Source organism: Ensifer adhaerens (assembly GCF_002007205.1).
In the GTDB taxonomy this organism is placed as follows: domain Bacteria; phylum Pseudomonadota; class Alphaproteobacteria; order Rhizobiales; family Rhizobiaceae; genus Ensifer; species Ensifer adhaerens_D.
Map to the genome: position 1 here is coordinate 178,593 of NZ_LAZS01000008.1, position 18,122 is coordinate 196,714.

An 18,122-nucleotide genomic window follows, 5' to 3' on the forward strand; every position below is an offset into this window, starting at 1 on the left:
TTCAGGCCATGAAGAAATTTGATTTGGCCTCGGCCGACGCTCGTTCCCAGAAAGGGCAATTCGCGAAACGCGTCTCGATCCTGGAGGCCGCAGCCGATGTGTTCTGTCGGGAAGGCTTTTCCGGCGCCAGCATCGACGAGATCGCCGTCGAGGCCGGTGTCTCGCGTCAGACCATCTACAACCACTATCGTGAGAAAGAGACGCTGTTCATGGCGGTGATCCAGGACATCATGGATCGCGTCAACGGCGTGCTTTTCTCCATCCTCGCGACCTTTCCCGAAAACGCCGACAATCTCGAGGAAGACCTGGCCGCCTTTGCCGTGCGCCTCAACAAGAACTGCAATTGCAACCAGGACGCCAAGTTCATCCAGAAGCTGATCTCGACCGAGGGCAACCGCTATCCGCATCTTTTCCAGTTCTGGCGGGAGCAGGGACCAGGCAAGACCGACCGGGCGCTGGCGGCGCTATTTGCGCGCCTCGCCCATGCAGCACCGCTCGACATCGACGATTTCGATCTCGCCGCCCGCCAGTTCATCGCGTTGATCAAGGCCGACCTGCAGATGGGCGGACTGTTCGGCGAAGCCCCGAGCGAAGCGGAGCTGCAGGACAGTGCCCGCAAGGCGGTCCGCACATTCCTGCGCGCCTATGGTCGGCCTGCGGTACAAACGCTCGCCTGACCCCTTGCCATTCCCGCCAACGCGCCCCCTGAGGTCCTGCGCCTGAGGCGCGCCGCTATCATTTGGCGTCGTATGTCATCAGCGCAGACGCGCTCTAGCGGGTAATGCGAAACCCTTGCAGATTTCCCGCCGTTTCGACGAATTCGGTGATGACCTGCGCGACCGACGCCATCGCCGGCCCCTTGCCGAGGCGTTCGATCATCGCCGTGACGGCCTCCTCCGAACCACTGATTACGGCGAAAACCGAGCCGTCAGGCTCGTTCCTGACCCACCCGGACAGACCCAGCTTCTCAGCCTCGTCGCGCGTCCATACCCGGAAGCTAACCCCCTGTACACGCCCGAGGATTCGCACGCGTGCCGTTTTCTGGGACTGGCCCATGATGATCGCCTCCGTCACCGCCTCCGGACCAATCTGGGGCAATCCGCGGCGAAGGCAAGCGCAATGGCGGTAGCCGTGCATGTTCCCTGTCTGCTGCCGCAGCAATGCGACGTAATGTGCGCTGCGCGACAACAAGTATTATCTCGCAACCAATATATTTTTTGTTTGCGTATTTTTAAAAATTGACGCGCGAAAAGTTTTATGGTTTTTACGCCTTCACCAAGACGGCGATGGGAGGGCCTCGCCAGCTTGGCCGAGACACCGAAGGCCCGCGCCGTTTCCAGGGAGGAAACCATGAACATGTCCCGCATTCTGAAGTCGCTCGTCGCCGGCACGGCGTTGTCGCTCCTTGCCTCCACGGCCTTCGCCGACGGCATCGGCGCGTCGCTTCTGACTCAGCAGCATCCGTTCTACATCGAGCTCGCCGACGCGATGAAAGCCGAGGCTGAAGCCAAGAACGTCAAGCTCGAGGTCTCGATCGCCAACCAGGATCTGAACAAGCAGCTCGCCGACGTCGAGGACTTCATCGTCAAGGGCGTCGACGTCATCGTCATTTCGCCGGTCGACAGCCAGGGCGTGCGCGCTGCGATCGAAAAGGCCGAGAAAGCCGGCATCAAGGTGATCACCGTCGACGTCCCGGCCAATGGCGCGACCGTCACCTCGCATATCGGCACCGACAACTTCACTGGCGGCGTCAAGGCCGGCGAACTGATGGCCAAGGTCCTCGACAACAAGGGCAAGGTCGCCGTCATCGACTACCCGACGGTCCAGTCGGTCGTGAACCGCGTCAATGGCTTCAAGGAAGCGATCGCCAAGCATCCCGACATGGAGATCGTCGCGATCCAGACCGGCATCACCCGCGCCGAAGCGCTGGCCGCTGCCCAGAACATGCTGCAGGCCAACCCTGACATATCAGGCATCTTCGGCTTCGGCGACGATGCGGCACTTGCTGCTGCCGTGGCGGTCAAGGCTGCGGGTCTCGAATCCCAGGTCAAGGTCATCGGCTTCGATGGCATGAAGGAAGCGCGCGACGCCGTCGACACCAACCCCGTCATGGTCGGCGTCATCCAGCAGTTCCCGGACCAGATGGGCAAGCAGGCGGTCGATACCGCTGTCAAGGTTGCCGCCGGCGAGACCGTCCCGGCCGAACAGCCGATCGTTCCGGGCGTCTACACCGCGAAATAAGTCCTCCCAGGACCGCCGCCGCCTCAGTTCAGGGGCGGCGGCACCCCATCAGGGTCCGTTTCCGTCCTCTGGCCGGAGGCGCTGCTCTCGGCTGACCTGAAGGAGGCCGCCATGTTTGCTTCGACCAGCGATACCATTCTCGAAATCGACAACGTCACCAAATCCTTCGGCCAGGTCGCGGCACTGAAGGGCATGCGCCTCAAGGTTCGGCGCGGCCGGGTGCACACGCTGCTCGGCGAAAACGGCGCCGGCAAATCGACGCTGATGAAGATCCTTGCCGGCGTGCACGAGGCGACCTCCGGGGAGATCACTTTGGACGGCCGTCCCTACCGGCCGGCCGATCCGCAGGACGCTGCCGCCCTCGGGCTTGCCATCGTCTTTCAGGAACTCAGCCTCTGCAGCAACCTGACGGTGGCCGAAAACATTCTCGCCACCCGCGAGCCACGCCGCTTCGGCTTCATCAACGACAAGGAACTGGTCGCCAGGGCCCGGGCGATCGTCGCCGATCTCGGCCTGCCTGTTGATGTCAGCGAGAAGGTCGGCAATCTCTCTATCGCCCAGCGCCAGCTGGTCGAGATCGCCAAGGGACTGAGCCACGAGGCCAAGGTCGTCATTCTCGACGAACCGACCTCTTCGCTCAGCGACAGCGAGGCCGAGATCCTCTTCGAGATCATCGCCCGGCTGAAGAGCCGCGGCGTCGCCGTCATCTACATCTCCCACCGCATGGAAGAAATCATGCGGCTCAGCGACGACATCACCGTCATCCGCGACGGCGAGTATGTCTCCACTCATGACCGAGACGACGTTACCATCGAGGCGCTGATCGCGCTGATGGTCGGCCGCCGCATGGACGAGATCTATCCGCCACCGGCCCATGAGCAATCGGCCTCGACAGCGCCGGTCCTCTCGGTCGACGGCCTCACCCGTGACGGCGACTTCGAGGACATTTCCTTCGACATCAGGCCAGGCGAAATCCTCGGCTTCTTCGGTCTCGTCGGCTCCGGCCGTTCCGAGGTGATGAACGCGCTCTTCGGCATGAAGGCGGCCGCCGGCACGGTCCGCTTCGAAGGGCAACCCGTCCGCTTCCGCTCACCGGCCGAGGCGATTGCCCGCGGCATCGGCTTCGTCACCGAAAACCGCAAGGAAGAGGGCCTGGTCCTCAGCCACAGCGTCGGCTGGAACATCTCGATGGCCGCGCTTTCCGATTTTACCAGCCCGCTCGGTTTCACCCGCAGCCGCGCCGAACGCGACGCTGCAGCCCAGGAAGTCGGCCGGCTTTCGATCAAGACCCATTCGCTCGACACACCCTCCGGCTCCTTGAGCGGCGGCAACCAGCAGAAGATCGTGCTCGCCAAGTGGCTGCTGACCCGGCCCAAGGTGCTGATCCTCGACGAGCCCACCCGCGGCGTCGATGTCGGCGCCAAGTTCGAAATCTACAAGATCATCCGCCAGCTGGCGGCCGAGGGAACGGCGATCCTGCTGATCTCCTCCGAGCTGCCGGAGGTTCTCGGAATGAGCGACCGCGTCATCGTCATGCACGAGGGCGTCATCGGCGCGACGCTTTCCGGCGCCGACCTCAACCCGGAAACGATCATGGCGCACGCAACGGGATTCAAATCATGACACAGCAATCCGAACTCCAGGCCACCTTCCTGCGCGCCCTGAAACAGTATGGCGGCATCCTTTTGTCGTTGGTGATGCTCTGCGTCATCTTCTCCTTCCTCAACCCGCGCTTCATGTCGGTCGTCAACTTCATGAACATCCTGCAGCAGGTGGCCGTGGTGGCGATCGCCGCCTTCGGCATGACCTGGGTGATCCTGCTTGGTGAGATTGACCTTTCGGTCGGCTCGATCATCGCGGTTGCGGGCATGGTCGGCGCGCAATGTTTCGCCTTCGGCCTCGGCTTCGCGCCGGCGCTCGCCATCACGCTTCTTGCCGGCGCCCTGATGGGCATGCTGAACGGCGTACTGACTGCAAAGCTGCTGCTGCCATCCTTCATCGTCACGGTCGCGACCATGGGCATCTACCGCGGCATGGTCAGCCTGCCGACCAACGGCGCGCCGGCGATGATCGAGAACTCGACCTGGACCGCCATCGGTACTGAAAGCTTCCTCGGCCTGCCGATCATCATCTGGGTCGTCGCCGTGCTCTTCCTCGTCAACCACATCCTTTTGAGCAAGACGAGCTTCGGCCGCCGCGCCTACCTCACCGGCGGCAATCGCGAGGCAGCGGTCTACTCCGGCATCAAGGTCGACCGGCTGAAGATCACCATCTTCATGATCTCGGGCGTGATGGCGGCGATCAGCGGCGTGCTTCTCTCCTCCCGCCTGTTCTCCGCCCAGACCAATGCCGGCATGAGCTACGAGCTCGACGCAATCGCGGCGGCAGTCCTCGGCGGCACCTCGCTTGCCGGCGGCGTCGGCACCATGGTCGGCACGCTGATCGGCGCGCTCATCATCGGCGTCATGAACAACGGCATGAACATGCTGTCGGTCCCCTACTTCTACCAGCTCATCGTCAAGGGCCTGGTGATCCTGATCGCCGTCTGGCTCGACGTCCGCGCCAAGCAGGCAAAGCGCTGATCTTTCCGAAGAGAACATACCCATGCACAAGATACTGACGATCGGCGAAATTCTCGTGGAGATCATCGCCACCGAAAAGGGCGACGGCTTTCGCCAGGCGACCCCTTTGATCGGCCCCTACCCCTCGGGTGCGCCGGCGATCTTCATCGACCAGGTCGGCAAGCTCGGCCAGCCAGCGGCGATGATCTCGCGCGTCGGCAACGACGATTTCGGCCACGTCAACCTTGATCGGCTCAAGGCCGATGGCGTCGACATCTCGGGTATCGCGGTCGATCCGCTCGGCACCACCGGCAGCGCCTTCGTGCGCTACCGCGCCGACGGCAGCCGCGCCTTCGTCTTCAACATCCGCCACAGTGCCTGCGGCACGATCCGGCTCGACGAGGCGACCCGGGCGCTGGTCGGAACTTGCAGCCACCTGCACGTGATGGGCTCGTCGCTCTACGCTCCAAGCGTGGTCGAGAGCATCATCGCCGCAATCGAGATCATCAAATCAGCCGGCGGCACCGTCTCCTTCGACCCGAACCTGCGGCCGGAAATCCTCGACAGCCCCGGCATGCGCGAGGCGCTGCAGGCGGTGCTCGCCAAGGCCGACGTCTTCCTGCCGAGCGGACAGGAACTCTTCCTGTTCACGCAGGCAAAGACCGAAGCGGAAGCCGTTGCCGAACTGCTCGCCGCCGGCATCAAGGTCGTCGTCGTCAAGCGCGGCGCCGAGGGTGCGAGCTATTTCGACCGCGAAACGACGATCTCGCACCCCGGCTTTGCGGCCGAGGAGGTCGATCCGACGGGCGCCGGTGACTGCTTCGGCGCGACCTTCGTCACCTTCTGGCTGAACGGGGCCAAACCCGCTGAAGCGCTGGAATTCGCCAACGCCTCGGGCGCGCGTGCCGTCATGATTTCCGGCCCGATGGAAGGCGCCTCGACCCGCGCCGATCTCGAAACCTTCATCACCGCGCGAAAGGCCTGACCGCCATGCAACAGAACCTACTTATCGACATCGCCCGCTGGTCCGAACGCCCCGGCCCGCGCGGCATTCCCTCCGTCTGCTCGGCCCACCCGCTGGTGATCGAAGCTGCCATGCTTCGCGCACGCAAGGAAGATGCGGCGCTTTTGATCGAGGCGACCTGCAACCAAGTCAACCAGGATGGCGGCTATACCGGCATGACACCCGCCGATTTTACCCGCTTCGTCGCCGATATCGCCGATTGCGTTGCTTTCCCCAAGGACAAGATCATCCTTGGCGGCGACCATCTCGGCCCGAACCCGTGGAAGCACCTGCCGGCGGACGAAGCGATGGCCAAGGCCGAAACGATGATCGAGGCCTATGCGAAGGCCGGCTTCACCAAGCTGCATCTCGACACCAGCATGGGCTGCGCCGGCGAGCCGGTGGCGCTTCCCGATGCAGTGACCGCAGCGCGCGCAGCGCGGCTGGCGGCTGCCGCCGAAGCCGCCATTCGCGGTGAGAACGGCATCGCCCCCGTCTACATCATCGGCACGGAAGTGCCGGTCCCGGGCGGCGCACTGGAAGAACTCGACACGCTGGAAGTCACCGCACCCGAGGCGGCGATCGAGACCGTGTCCATCCACCGCCAGGCGTTTGAAAAGGCCGGCGCTGCCGACGCCTTCGGACGTGTCGTCGGCGCTGTGGTCCAGCCGGGCGTCGAGTTTGGCAACGAGAACGTGATCGCCTATGACCGGGCGAAGGCGGCGAAGCTCAGCGCCACCCTGAAACAGCTCGACGGCGTCGTCTTCGAAGCGCACTCGACCGACTACCAGACACCAGAGGCGCTGCGCGATCTCGTTTCCGACGGCTTTGCCATTCTCAAGGTCGGCCCGGGTCTGACCTTCGCTCTGCGCGAGGCACTCTACGGCCTCGACCAGATCGCCGCCTTCCTCTTCCCTGAGGCACGCAAGCAGACGCTGGCGGCGGTCACGGAAAGCGTGATGCGCGACGAGCCTGCGAACTGGGGCAAGTATTACCACGGCTCGGCTGAGGCCCAGCGCCTGCAGCGGCATTTCTCCTACAGCGACCGCATCCGCTATTACTGGCCGCACCCGAAGGTCGCCGCCGCCGTCGAAGAACTTCTGGCGCTGCTCGATGGCGTCACCATCCCGGAAACGCTAATCAGTCAGTATCTCCCGGGCAGCTACGAGCGCGTGCGCGATGGCGAAGTTGCGGCACAAGCAAAACCGCTGGCACTTGCTGCCGTCGACCGGGTTCTCGAGGATTATTTTGCAGCCTGCCGCGCTTAGCGTCAGGCCGTATGTTCGGTGAATATTTGCGAGCCGGTACTGCCTATCCCCTCGAAATGAACCTATAAACGAAATCAAAACAATATGGGGTACGGCGACCGTGGACAGACAGATCAAGACCATGGAGGATTTTTCGGAGTTCGTCGGCTTGTCGCGCCCGACGGTCTCGAAATACTTCAATGATCCGGGCTCGGTCCGCAAGAAAACCCGCGATGCCATAGAGGCGGCGATCAAGCAGTCGGGTTTTCGCCCGAACATCTTCGCCGTCAACCTGAACCGCCGCCGCACCAACATCCTCGGCGTCATCGTCCCGAACTCGACCGATCCCTTTTACATGGCGCTGACGCGCCGGATCGAACACATCGCCAACCAGGCAGGGTTCCTTGCCTTCGTGCTCTCCTCCGACGGGCGGCCGGAGATGGAAGAGCGGGCGATCGAGACCTTCAAGTCGATGAACGTCGCCGGCGCCATCATCGCGCCGCTCGGCGTGCAGTCTCACCACAAGACCCTTTCCGCGCTCGGCGCGAGCATCCCGCTGATTTATGTCGACTCGCCACTCGACGACAGCTCGTCCTTCGTCGGCACTGACAACCGCCAGAGCTTCCGTTTGATGGTCGATTATCTTTGCCGCTCCGGCAGCCCGCCCTGCTACTTCGGCATGCCGCCGGTCAACAACAACGCGATCGCCCGGCGCGACGCCTATCTGGAAGCGATGCAGCAGCTGAAGATGGAGCCGGCACTGGTCGAAACCACGCCGAATGCCGCCTGGGATTTCGAGAAGTTCGGCTTCGACGAGACGCTGCGCATCCTCGGCTCCGGTGGCTTTCCGACGCAGACGGTACTCTGCGCCAACGACCGCGTCGCCTTCGGCGTGATTGCCGCCGCCTTCCAGTCGGGCCTCAAGGTCGGGCGTGATGCCGATGCCGATATCCGGGTTGCCGGCCACGACGACCATCCGCTGTCGCGCTACACCTGCCCGCCGCTGACGACGGTGGCGCAGAACTACAACGAGATCGGCCGGCTGGCGATCGAGCTCCTGCTGTTCAAGCTCGGGGAAACCACCGACAACGGCGGCGCCTTCCCCGAGGACGAGCGCATTCTCTTGAGCGCCGAGATCATGCTGCGCGGTTCGGCCTAGCAAGGTCGGGCGACCCGTTCTGTCCGAATGCGACCTCTCAGAAGAGCGCGCTCCAGACAGGCCCGGTTGCGCCGATCAATCAGGACCGGCGCGCCAGCGCCAGCACCTGATCGGTCGTCAGGATATCGCCGAAGGTGTCATCGATCGTCGCCAACGACGCACGGTGCAGCAGCGCATGCGGAACGACGTCACCTTCCCCCGTATCGAGATCGCGTGTGGCGCAGGCATCCGAAGCGACGATGACGTTGAAGCCGAGCGGCACGGCATCGCGCGCTGCACCGGCAACGCAGGCATGGGTCATCAGCCCGGTGATGACCAACGTATCGACACCGGCTTGCTTCAGCTCTTCGCCAAGACCGGAGCTGGCAAAGACGCTGACCGACGACTTGCGCACCACCGAATGGTTGGCAGCCGGCTGGATATCCCGATGAAACGCCGAGGTCTCGCTGTCTTCGGCGAAGACAGGGCTGCCGGCCGGCGTCACGTGCTTGATATGGTAGACCTTCATGCCTTCCGTATCGGCGCGCTCGATCAGCCGGCTTGCATTGGCGAGCGCCCTTTCGCCATCCGGGATCGGCATGCGGCCGGAAAAATATTCGTTCTGGAAGTCGATCGCCAGCAGCGCCGTCTTCTTGGGATTGAGGGTCTCCGGCGCAGGTGCACCGGCGATCGTGCGGATGGTCGGGTGTTGTGTCATGGGCGGTTCCTTTCGCGTTTCAACGCCCGCGAAGATCGTCAAAGCGGCCTCATCACGAAAGTGGCCTGAACGACAATATGTGATAGGTTCCGGCCAACTTGCTAGGATCGGAATCGACCAGGACATGCACACCATCGCCATCGTCGCCTTCGAGGGCATCAGCCCGTTTCATCTCTCGGTGCCCTGCATCGTCTTCGGCGACGACCTCTTGAAGCTCGGCGTGCCGCGCTACCGGCTGCTGATCGCGGGCGAAAAGGTCGGATCCATCCGCACCATGTCCGGCTTCAGCATCGAAGTGGAACACGATCTCTCCAGCATTGCGGAGGCCGACACGATCATCGTGCCCGCCTGGGGTGCACCAGGCGACCGCCCGCCGGAAGCCCTGCTGGCTGCTCTGCGCGCTGCTCACGGTCGCGGCGCCCGGCTTGTCGGCCTCTGTCTCGGCACCTTCGTACTGGCCGAAGCGGGCCTGCTTGACGGGCGGACAGCCTCGACGCACTGGGCCTGGGCGGACGAATTCGAGCGCGCCTATCCGCAAGTCGCCCTGAACCGGAACGCGCTCTATCTCGACGAGGGCGATATCCTGACCTCAGCCGGAACGGCGGCTGCGATCGACTGCTGCCTGCATATCGTGCGCAACGATCATGGCGCCGAGATCGCCAACCGTATCGCACGAAGGCTGGTGGTCGCGCCGCATCGCCATGGCGACCAGGCGCAATATATCGAGGCACCGCTGCCCGCTCCCGGCAGCGGCGACCCGCTCTCATCAACGATTGCCTGGGCGATCGAACATCTCGACGAGCCGCTCTCGCTCGAACGCCTGGCGGATCACGCCGGCATGAGCCTTCGCAGCTTCACCCGGCACTTCCGCAAGAAGACCGGAACGACCTTCACCCAATGGCTCCTGGCGCAGCGGCTCGCCGTGGCGCAGCGCCTGCTCGAAACCGGTTCCTGTTCCGTCGATCACATCGCAGACATGGCCGGCTTCGGCTCCACCGTCTCGCTGCGGCAGCATTTCACCCGCGCCTTCTCGATCTCGCCGGCAAGCTATCGTCGGCAGTTTCGCAACCGACCGGCACCCCACGATGTAGCTCTCCACCGACATCCCTCGTGAGTTCCAAGCGATGAGCACAGACCGTAGGCTGCATTGCAATCCCAGCGATCTGGAATTGCTGCATGAGACCAACCCGGAAGGCTTCGGGGAGTGGATCGCCGAGACAATGCTCGACTTCGGTGCCCGAGACCTTATTGACCGGCTGCCCGACCCACATGTCCTGCTTTCACCGCTGATGGACGCGATGGCAACGGGAGATTCCTTGTGGTTGTGCCGAAGCAAGCATAGGGGCGCTCTATGGCAATGAGGGCGTCGCCCTGGTCCGCGACGGGCAGCCGATCCTCTACATGCGTGTGATCCAGCGCTGAGGGCATCAAGCCAGCATAGGCCGCGTCGGCCGCCGCCGCAGCAACATTGCCAGCAGCGGCACGGCGACCGTCGAAACCCCGGCCGCGCAAACAAAGAAGGCCGAATAGCCGAAGCGCTCAGCGATCCAGCCAGCGCCGAGACCTCCTGCCATGCTGACGAGGCTGTCCATGCATTGGAACAGGGTGAAATCGACGCCCGCCTGGCGCGGATCGGCCCAGCCCATGAACTGCGCATAGAGCGCGACGAAACCGATCGCCATCACCCCGGAGGAACTGGCGACCGCGAGCGTCATCACCACAGGCCGCGAGACGTCGCCGGAGGCGCCGACATAGGCGAAGGCGATCAGCATCGCCACCTGCAGGACCAGTGCACCGATCAGCACGGCGCCGGCGCCGCACAGGCGCACGAGCAGCCCTCCGAACAGCGCGCCACCGAAACCGACGAGCATGCTGCCGACGCCATTGAGGATGCCGACGGAGGCGAGATCGAAGCCGTAGTCGATGAGGAAGGGGCCGAGCATGGCAAGCCCCCACTTTTGCGCCGAGACGTAAATTGCCGCGAGCAACAGGCCCTTGCGCACCTCTGGCCGCCGTAGTGCCACTTTCAGCGACGGTACATGACTGCGCGTGGCGCTTGTCGGCCGCGAACCCGGGCCAACGAGAAAGGGAAGGCCGAGTGCCAGCACGACGGCCGCCATGATCCATACCGCCGGTGCCCAGCCCCACCGATCGACGAAGACGAGGAACAGGCCGGCACCGATCGCCGAGCCGACATAGGCGCCGCCGACCTGGGCGGCATTGCCCCAGCCGTGGTGCTCCTCGGCCAGCGTCTCGACGGCAAAGCCGTCGCAGGCGATATCGACGGTCGAGGTGAAGAGCGCGATGAACACGAGGCAGGCGAGCACCGGCGCAAGCCGCTCCGGGCCGATGAGGCCGAGCATGGCAAGCATGAGTGCCGAAAGCGAACCGCCGGCGACGATGATGATCGCCGAGCGATTTCGTCCGACCGCCGGCAGGCGAAAACGCTCCACCTGCGGCGACCAGAGGAACTTCAACGCCCAGGGCAGCACCGTCAGATAGACGAGGCCGATCTGGTCGAGCGGCAGGCCTTGCGTGCGCAAGACCGCCGGCAGGCCGAGCATCGTCAGCCCGCCGATCACGCTTTGCGCGACATAGAGGCCACCGACCGCGAAGAAGATCGCGGCCGGCGACGGCCTTGGCTGGACTGCCTTTTGCGACGCCATCAGAAGCGGTAGCGCAGGCTGGCGACGACCTTGCGGCCTTCGTCGAAATAGCAGAAGCCCGTGGTGCACAGTTGCTCGACCTCGTCGAAGAGGTTGGTCGCATTGAGCTGCAGCCGTACGCCCTCGAAGTTCGGATTGGCGGCACCGAGATCGTAGCGGACAGAGGCATCGACAAAGGTGCGCGCCTGGTTGTTGAGAACCGGCGTATGGACGTTGTCGCCGAAGCTCGAGCCGACGTAACGCACGCCGGCGCCGACGCCGAGCCCTTCGAGCGGCCCTGACTGCACCTCGTAGTCCGCCCACAGGGAGAACATATGGTAGGGCGAGGAGTTCAGCTGGTTGCTGAGCGTTTCCGACGTCAGCTTGGTGATCTCGACGTCGTTGTAGGAATAGGACGCGATGAAGTTCCAGCCATTGTCGAGCGAAGCCGTGCCTTCGAGTTCGAAGCCGCGCGACCTCAGATCAAGCTGGCGCAGGAGGTTCAGGCCCGACGACGTCTCGTAGACGGTGGCGTTTTCCTGGTCGATGTTGAAGACCGCGGCCGTAATCGTCGCGTTCTGGCCGGGGATCTCGTACTTGATGCCCGCTTCCCACTGTTTGCCGAGCGTTGGCATCGCCGGCGTATCGGTGCCGCCGAGATTGAGGATCACGCCAGGGTTGGAAACGAAGGCCGTGCCGTAGCTGACATAGGGCATCATGCCGTTCGGCAGCACGTAGCCGAGGGCCGCACGCGCGGTCGTCTCGCTGTCGTCGCGGTTGAAGCGCCTGCCGTCGACGGAATATTTGTTGTCCACCCAGTCGTGGCGCAGGCCCGCCGTCAGGCGCCACGCCTCATACTCGATCTGGTCCTGGATGTAGATGCCGATGCCGCTTTGCGACTGCTTCTGGGTCGAAGTCAGGTTCGGCACATAGGTGAAATCGTCCCGGAAGAGATCCGGCCCGCTGCCCTGCTGCGAGGTGTATTTCATGTAGCTGTAGTCGATGCCGGCGATGAGCTGATGTGCCGCTGCCCCGGTGTCGAAGTCGAACTTCAGATAGGTGTCGCTGGCAAGGCCGGAATTGTCCTCGACGGTCAGGCCCGGATACTTGGCGAAGACCCACTCCTGCCGCGTCGAAATGTCGGAGTAGCGCAGCTTGTGGAAGAGCGTGACACCGTCCGAGAGCTCATGCTCCAGCTCGTAGCCGATGCGCGCCTGCTTCTGGGTGAAGTCGTTGAAACGGGCGTCGCCGCCATAGGTCGGGATCGCGCCGATCGACTTACCGTCCGGCCCGTAGCGGTTGAGATAGCCCCAGGTGCCGCCGGTGGTCGAATCCATGTACTCGCCGAGCAGCGTGAACTTGGTGCCCTCGTCCGGCTGCCAGGTGAAGGCAGGCGCGATGAACAGGCGATCGTCCTTGACCGCCTCGATCTCGGTGCGGCCGTCGCGCGCAAGACCCGTCATGCGGTAGAGCATGGTGCCTTCCTCGTCGAGCGGTCCGGAAACGTCAAAGGCGCCCTGTACGCGGCCGAAAGAGCCATATTGCACCTCGACCTCGCGCAGCGGCTCGCTGGTCGGGCGCTTCGAGACGATGTCGACGATGCCGCCGGAGGAGCTGGCGCCATAGATCGAGGCTGCCGGGCCGCGCAGCGTCGCGATCGCCTCGACACCATAGGGTTCCAGCCGGAAGAGGCCATTGGGGCTTGCAATCTGGCGCAGGCCGTCGCGGAAGATGCCGGTCAGCGTCAGGTCGATGCCGCGCACCTTGAAGGCATCGAAGCGTGGCTCGGCGCCATACTGGCCGACGCGGGCGCCGGGCGTGTAGTTCAGCGCCTCCATCAGGTTCTGCGGCTTCAGGTCCTGCAACTGCTTCTGGCTGATCACCGACATCGACTGCGGCGTCTGCATGACCGGCGTATCGGTCTTGGTGGCGACCCTTGCGGATTTCGCCACGTAGCCGTCGGTCTCGACGATGCCCTCGGCGCCCGTGCGTTCGCCGGTCGCGGTGATCTTTTCGAGTTGCGTTGCGCCATCCCTGTCGACGGCGCCAGTGGTGATCGTCGCGTCCGACGGATCGAAGATCTGCACGGTCTTTGCGCTGACGATGCGGAAGCGCAGCCCGGTCCCGTCGAGCAGTCGCGCAACCGCCGCCTCGGTTTCAAGCCTGCCTTCGACGCCCTTGGTCACCTTGCCGCTGGTGAGCGCGCTCGGATAGAGCAGGCGCAGGTCGGCCTGCCGGCCGAGCTTCAGGATGCCCGCTTCAAGGGAGCCCGCGGGAACGGAGATCGCTTTGGAAGCAATGATCGCGGACGGTGCCGCCGTCGCCTGAGCCTGCACTGCGCTCGCGCAGGCGATGAAAGAAACGCTGGCGAGCGCCAAGCGTGCAAAAGACCGGCGTCGCGATCCACGACCCTGCAAAATTCTCATCCGAGATCCCCTACTCCAACTCCGGGCGAGCCACCCCGAACCAGGTGCAGCGCCGCCACTGCTGACTAAGAGTTCGCGGAACGGGATCTCCTGACGTCACCGGACGATTTTTTTGAGAAAGGATTTTGCAAGACGTCACCGCCTTGCTGCCGGCTAGCTTCCTAACGCGACTGCACGACGACCATGAGGCTGGACAATCGCATGACGCGCAGCGGCAGGCTTGCCTCCAGCACCCGCAAGGCGTCGTCGGTGTCGTGCAGATCGAAGATGCCGGAGACTTCGAGGTTCCCGGCCGCCCCGTCGATGAGCAGGATCCGGCCGCGGCGATAGCGCTCGAGCGTCGAAAGGACCTCACGGAGCGGGCGACGGGAGAAGACAAGCTTTCCGTCGCGCCAGGCAGTCCCCGCGGCGACATCCGCCTTCGACAGGGAGAGGCGACCCTGCCGGTCGATCGTCGCCGCTTCGCCGGCGCCGAGTATGGCTTTCTCGCCGGCCGCCTGGACTTCGACACGGCCCTCTTCCACCTTGACGTCGGCCGCCCGGTCCGCACCCGTCGCGCCGACGGAATAGCGGGTTCCGAGCGCCGTCGCGCTGATCGCACCGTCTTCGACCACGAAGGGTCTCTCAGGGTTTTTCGCGACGGCAAAGAAGGCTTCGCCGCGCAGCAGCCGCACCTTTCTTTGACCCTGGTCATATCGAACGACAAGCGCCGTGTCGGTGTTGAGGTCCACCTGCGTTCCGTCCTCAAGCGCGATGCGCCTGATCTCGCCGACACCGGTATAATGGTCGGCACGCCAGCGGTCGCCATAGGACGTCGCCAGCGACAGTATGGCAAAACCTGCGGCAAGACAGAGCCCGACGAACGCTCCGACCCGGCGGCGGCGCTGCGCGCGCAACTGCCCGAGCCGTCCTTCTGGGATCGACACGCTCCCAAGGTCGCTCCAGAGCGCCCGCAATTCGTCGTAGGCCGCCTGGTGATCCGGATCTGCGGCTATCCAGCGCTCGAAGGCCTGACGGTCGGCATCCGTCGCATCATCGGACTGCAGCCGCGCAACCCAGGTCGCAGCCGCCTGCAGAATGCTGTCGTCGATGGTGTGGCGGTTGCCGCTCATTACCTTCTTCCGGTCGAACTGAAATGCCGTCGGGCGATCCGTTCAGAGAATCGCCTCCATCATCTTAGAGTTGAATGGATGATTTTGCCTGACGTCGGCTCAGAAAATAATCTCGGCGCGCATCTTCCGGCATTCGAGCAGCGCCCGGATGATGTGCTTTTCGACCATGTTTCTCGATATGCCGAGTTGCTCGGCAATCGCGCCGTTGCTCAAGCCATGCAGGCGGCTGAGGATGAAGACCTGCTGGCAGCGGTTCGGAAGCCCCTCGATGGTGCGCGCCATGATCAGGAGGCACTGGCGGGCGTTGACGATGCGGTCCTGGATCGGCCTGTCCTCGGCATGCTCCACGCCGTCCTCGTCGGCAACAAACAGGGCCTGCTCGCGCGCGGCGCGCTCGGTAGCGACCCGCGCGACGGAGCGCGCAACCTGGAACAGGTAGGCCTGCGGATTCTCGATCAGCGTCGAGCGAGACGCCTCCAGCATGCGCATGAAGGTCTCCTGGGTGGCATCGACCGCATCCTCGCGATTTCTGAGGCGGCGGCTGAAGAAACGGCGGATCCTGCCCTCCTCCCGCTCGTGAAGCCCCTGCACCATCGCATCGGTCATCAATCTGCCTCTCCATCGCCGGAGCCGCAAGGCCGCCGCCGAGACCAGCGGCAGCGCCATGCGCTACCACTTATGTTGAATGTGTTACTCATGTTTTATAAATGAAGCCACGCGCGACCGCAATGCGCTGGCATGCCGCATCGCAAAAACTGCGCCGCGTCGGGACCGACCAAGACCTAAATTGGGGCAATACTGTTGCACGACGGCCACGTCGGCAGCGGTCACGGGCGGCCGCGCCGCCGGCGCTATGCGTCTGCGATGCGCGCCAGGACAGTCTCGATCGAGCCGAGTTCCGCCGCGATACGGTCGATCAATAGCCGCACCCGGCGCGGCTGGACGCTTACCGGTGGGTAGACGATCTGCAGCCCGGTCTCGCCGACCGCAAAGTCCTTGAGCAGTTCGACCAGCGCGCCGGAGGCGAGATCTTCCGCGATGTCCCACACCGATTTCAGGGCGACACCGTGCCCCGCCCGGCACCATTCCGCGACCAGCCCGCCGTCGTTGGCGACGCGCCGCCCGCGCACCATCACCTTGTGCGGCTTGCCGCCCACCTGGAAGGCCCATTCGCGGTCGAGATTGGCGCCGAAGCGCATGATGATGCAGTCGTGACCGGAGAGGTCGTCGGGGTGCTCCGGCCGGCCCATGGCGTCGAGATAGGCGGGCGCGGCGCATACGACCCGGCGGTTCTCGCCAAGGGCGCGCGACCGAAGCGTGCTGTCGGCAAGCACGCCGTGCCGGATCGCGAAATCCATGCCCTGGCCAACCAGGTCGACATAGCCATCGGTGAGGTTGAGATCCACCGTCACGTCGGGATGTTCGGCCAGGAACCGATCGAGGATCGGCACGATGTAGCGGCGTCCCATATCCTCCGGTGCGCTCAGCCGGATCGGGCCCGAGATCATTCGCGTCCCCGACCGGATACCAGCCTCCAGTTCGCCGGCCTCCGCCAGAAGCCGGCGGGCGCCGTCCACCAGAAGGCGCCCTTCCTCGGTCAGGCTGATCGCCCGCGTCGTGCGTTTCAGAAGGGCGGCACCGTAGTGGGCTTCGAGCGCCGCCAGCCGCTCGGACACGGAAGCCGGCGACAGCCCCTTTTCGCGCCCTGCGGCGGAAAGCCCGCCCTTTTCGACGATCAGAAGAAACAGGGCCAGATTGTCGAGCAACATCTTTCGCTCTCTCCGAAATATAATTTTGGAAATAAGCCAATTATCCGGATGCGCCGCAATAGGTAAGTTCTTCCTCGAAAGGAGACGCGCCATGCAGCTCGATCACGTCACCATCCGCACCGCCGATATCGACGGAACGCGCGCCTTCTTCGAGAGGGTCTTCGACCTGACGATCGGCGAACGTCCGGTTGCTATCCGCCACATCCCCGGCTGCTGGCTCTATGCCGAAGGCAAGCCAATCGTGCATGTCATCGGCAGCCACGGCACTGGCTTCGAGCGCGCGGCCGAGGCGATCGATCACGTCGGCTTCCGGCTGGAAGGCTACGCGGCGTTTCGCGCCAGGCTCGACCGGCTCGCCATTCCCTATTCGACCATGGATCTCGCCGATATCGGCGAGCGCCGGCTGTTCTTCCGCGCGCCCGGCGGCCCGCTGCTCGAAGCCGTCTTTTCCGAACCCGTTCCCCAAACTTCCTCTGGAGAATGCCCATGACCTTCACTGACACCACCGTCTCCGTCGTCATCGGCGGCACCAGCGGCATTGGTGCCGCCGTTGCCAAGGCTCTCTCCGAGCGTCCGGGCCGGGTGGAGATCGCCAGCCGTGCCACCGGGCTCGACATCGCCGACACCGCAGTGGTCGCCGCCTATTTCCAGAACCTCGGGCTGATCGATCACCTGATCGTCACGGCCGGCTCGTCGGCTCCCGGCGGCAAGGTCGCCGACATCGACCTCGATGCAGCCAAGGCCGCCTTCGACGTCAAGTTCTGGGGCTCGATCGTGCTTGCCCGTGAGGCGGCCAAGACCATGCGCGCCGGCGGTACGATCACCTTCACTTCGGGTTTTCTCGCCCGCCGGACGGTTCCCGGCACCTTCGTCAAGACGGCGATGAACGCCGCGCTCGAGGCGACGGCCAAGATTCTCGCGCGCGAACTGGCACCGCTGCGGATCAACGTCGTCAGCCCCGGCCTGACGCGGACGGAAGCCTATAGCGGCATGACCGGCGAGGCGCGCGACACGATGTTCGACCGCGCCGCCGCAACGCTGCCGGCCGGCCGTTTCGGCGAACCGCAGGACATCGCCCAAGGCTATCTCTTTGCCATCGACAATCCTTTCGTCACCGGCGCGGTCATCGACATCGAGGGCGGCGCGCTCATCAACTGACGTCGCGCCGCGCTTTTCGGCGGCACCGCCGCGGGCTACTCTCGCTATCCGGCCCTCGAGCGCGTGGCATGACCGCGGCAACCACATCACTTCACCCCACAAAG

At 64.2% G+C, this 18,122-nt stretch carries 17 protein-coding genes; 10 read left to right on the forward strand and 7 right to left on the reverse strand.

All coding sequences use genetic code 11. The features are described 5' to 3' along the window. The first annotated feature begins 8 nt into the window (after window positions 1-8). The gene (locus XB14_RS19105; RefSeq protein WP_077963185.1) at window positions 9-677 is read left to right on the forward strand and encodes a TetR/AcrR family transcriptional regulator; all 669 of its coding nucleotides are present in this window, start codon (window positions 9-11) and stop codon (window positions 675-677) included. Between the two features lie 94 nt (window positions 678-771). Here the strand turns inward: XB14_RS19105 and XB14_RS19110 are convergent, their stop codons facing one another. After that, window positions 772-1,056, reverse strand: coding sequence for an acylphosphatase (locus XB14_RS19110; RefSeq protein WP_077963502.1), 285 nt, complete (start codon window positions 1,054-1,056; stop codon window positions 772-774). Between the two features lie 294 nt (window positions 1,057-1,350). Here XB14_RS19110 and XB14_RS19115 point away from each other — a divergent pair, with 294 nt between their 5' ends. The 6 genes from XB14_RS19115 (at window position 1,351) to XB14_RS19140 (ending at window position 8,211) form a co-directional block, all read left to right on the forward strand. After that, the gene (locus XB14_RS19115) at window positions 1,351-2,241 is read left to right on the forward strand and encodes a substrate-binding domain-containing protein (protein ID WP_077963186.1); all 891 of its coding nucleotides are present in this window, start codon (window positions 1,351-1,353) and stop codon (window positions 2,239-2,241) included. A gap of 111 nt (window positions 2,242-2,352) precedes the next feature. Then, entirely contained in the window at window positions 2,353-3,864 is a 1,512-nt protein-coding gene (locus XB14_RS19120) for a sugar ABC transporter ATP-binding protein (protein ID WP_077963187.1), read from the forward strand. Then, entirely contained in the window at window positions 3,861-4,823 is a 963-nt protein-coding gene (locus tag XB14_RS19125; protein WP_060521942.1) for an ABC transporter permease, read from the forward strand. Before XB14_RS19120 ends, XB14_RS19125 begins: the two co-directional genes overlap by 4 nt. A 22-nt stretch (window positions 4,824-4,845) precedes the next feature. Further along, window positions 4,846-5,787, forward strand: coding sequence for a sugar kinase (locus tag XB14_RS19130; RefSeq protein WP_077963188.1), 942 nt, complete (start codon window positions 4,846-4,848; stop codon window positions 5,785-5,787). Window positions 5,788-5,792: 5 nt separating this feature from the next. After that, window positions 5,793-7,073 carry a D-tagatose-bisphosphate aldolase, class II, non-catalytic subunit gene (locus tag XB14_RS19135; RefSeq protein ID WP_077963189.1) on the forward strand — a complete coding sequence of 427 codons (1,281 nt, stop codon included), beginning with the start codon at window positions 5,793-5,795 and terminating at the stop codon, window positions 7,071-7,073. Between the two features lie 121 nt (window positions 7,074-7,194). Beyond that, the gene (locus XB14_RS19140) at window positions 7,195-8,211 is read left to right on the forward strand and encodes a LacI family DNA-binding transcriptional regulator (protein WP_077963503.1); all 1,017 of its coding nucleotides are present in this window, start codon (window positions 7,195-7,197) and stop codon (window positions 8,209-8,211) included. Between the two features lie 79 nt (window positions 8,212-8,290). Here the strand turns inward: XB14_RS19140 and XB14_RS19145 are convergent, their stop codons facing one another. After that, window positions 8,291-8,908 carry a cysteine hydrolase family protein gene (locus XB14_RS19145; protein WP_077963504.1) on the reverse strand — a complete coding sequence of 206 codons (618 nt, stop codon included), beginning with the start codon at window positions 8,906-8,908 and terminating at the stop codon, window positions 8,291-8,293. 124 nt (window positions 8,909-9,032) lie between these two features. Here XB14_RS19145 and XB14_RS19150 point away from each other — a divergent pair, with 124 nt between their 5' ends. Further along, window positions 9,033-10,022 (forward strand): GlxA family transcriptional regulator, encoded by a 990-nt coding sequence (locus XB14_RS19150; protein WP_077963190.1) that lies wholly within the window; start codon window positions 9,033-9,035, stop codon window positions 10,020-10,022. A 313-nt stretch (window positions 10,023-10,335) separates the two neighbouring features. Here the strand turns inward: XB14_RS19150 and XB14_RS19160 are convergent, their stop codons facing one another. From XB14_RS19160 to XB14_RS19180, 5 genes are all read right to left on the reverse strand, one after another. Continuing rightward, window positions 10,336-11,574 carry an MFS transporter gene (locus tag XB14_RS19160; protein ID WP_077963192.1) on the reverse strand — a complete coding sequence of 413 codons (1,239 nt, stop codon included), beginning with the start codon at window positions 11,572-11,574 and terminating at the stop codon, window positions 10,336-10,338. Continuing rightward, the gene (locus XB14_RS19165) at window positions 11,574-13,979 is read right to left on the reverse strand and encodes a TonB-dependent siderophore receptor (protein WP_077963193.1); all 2,406 of its coding nucleotides are present in this window, start codon (window positions 13,977-13,979) and stop codon (window positions 11,574-11,576) included. The genes XB14_RS19160 and XB14_RS19165 overlap by 1 nt, the downstream gene beginning before the upstream one ends. Before the next feature lie 161 nt (window positions 13,980-14,140). Next, window positions 14,141-15,091 (reverse strand): FecR family protein, encoded by a 951-nt coding sequence (locus XB14_RS19170; RefSeq protein WP_077963194.1) that lies wholly within the window; start codon window positions 15,089-15,091, stop codon window positions 14,141-14,143. A 99-nt stretch (window positions 15,092-15,190) separates the two neighbouring features. After that, entirely contained in the window at window positions 15,191-15,697 is a 507-nt protein-coding gene (locus XB14_RS19175) for a sigma-70 family RNA polymerase sigma factor (protein WP_077963195.1), read from the reverse strand. A gap of 245 nt (window positions 15,698-15,942) precedes the next feature. Further along, entirely contained in the window at window positions 15,943-16,860 is a 918-nt protein-coding gene (locus XB14_RS19180; protein WP_077963196.1) for a LysR family transcriptional regulator, read from the reverse strand. Window positions 16,861-16,951: 91 nt separating this feature from the next. On the opposite strand from XB14_RS19180, the gene XB14_RS19185 reads away from it, so the two are divergent. Both XB14_RS19185 and XB14_RS19190 read left to right on the forward strand, forming a co-directional pair. Then, window positions 16,952-17,350 carry a glyoxalase gene (locus tag XB14_RS19185; protein ID WP_077963197.1) on the forward strand — a complete coding sequence of 133 codons (399 nt, stop codon included), beginning with the start codon at window positions 16,952-16,954 and terminating at the stop codon, window positions 17,348-17,350. After that, window positions 17,347-18,018, forward strand: coding sequence for an SDR family oxidoreductase (locus XB14_RS19190; RefSeq protein WP_077963198.1), 672 nt, complete (start codon window positions 17,347-17,349; stop codon window positions 18,016-18,018). The genes XB14_RS19185 and XB14_RS19190 overlap by 4 nt, the downstream gene beginning before the upstream one ends. Window positions 18,019-18,122: the final 104 nt, after the last annotated feature.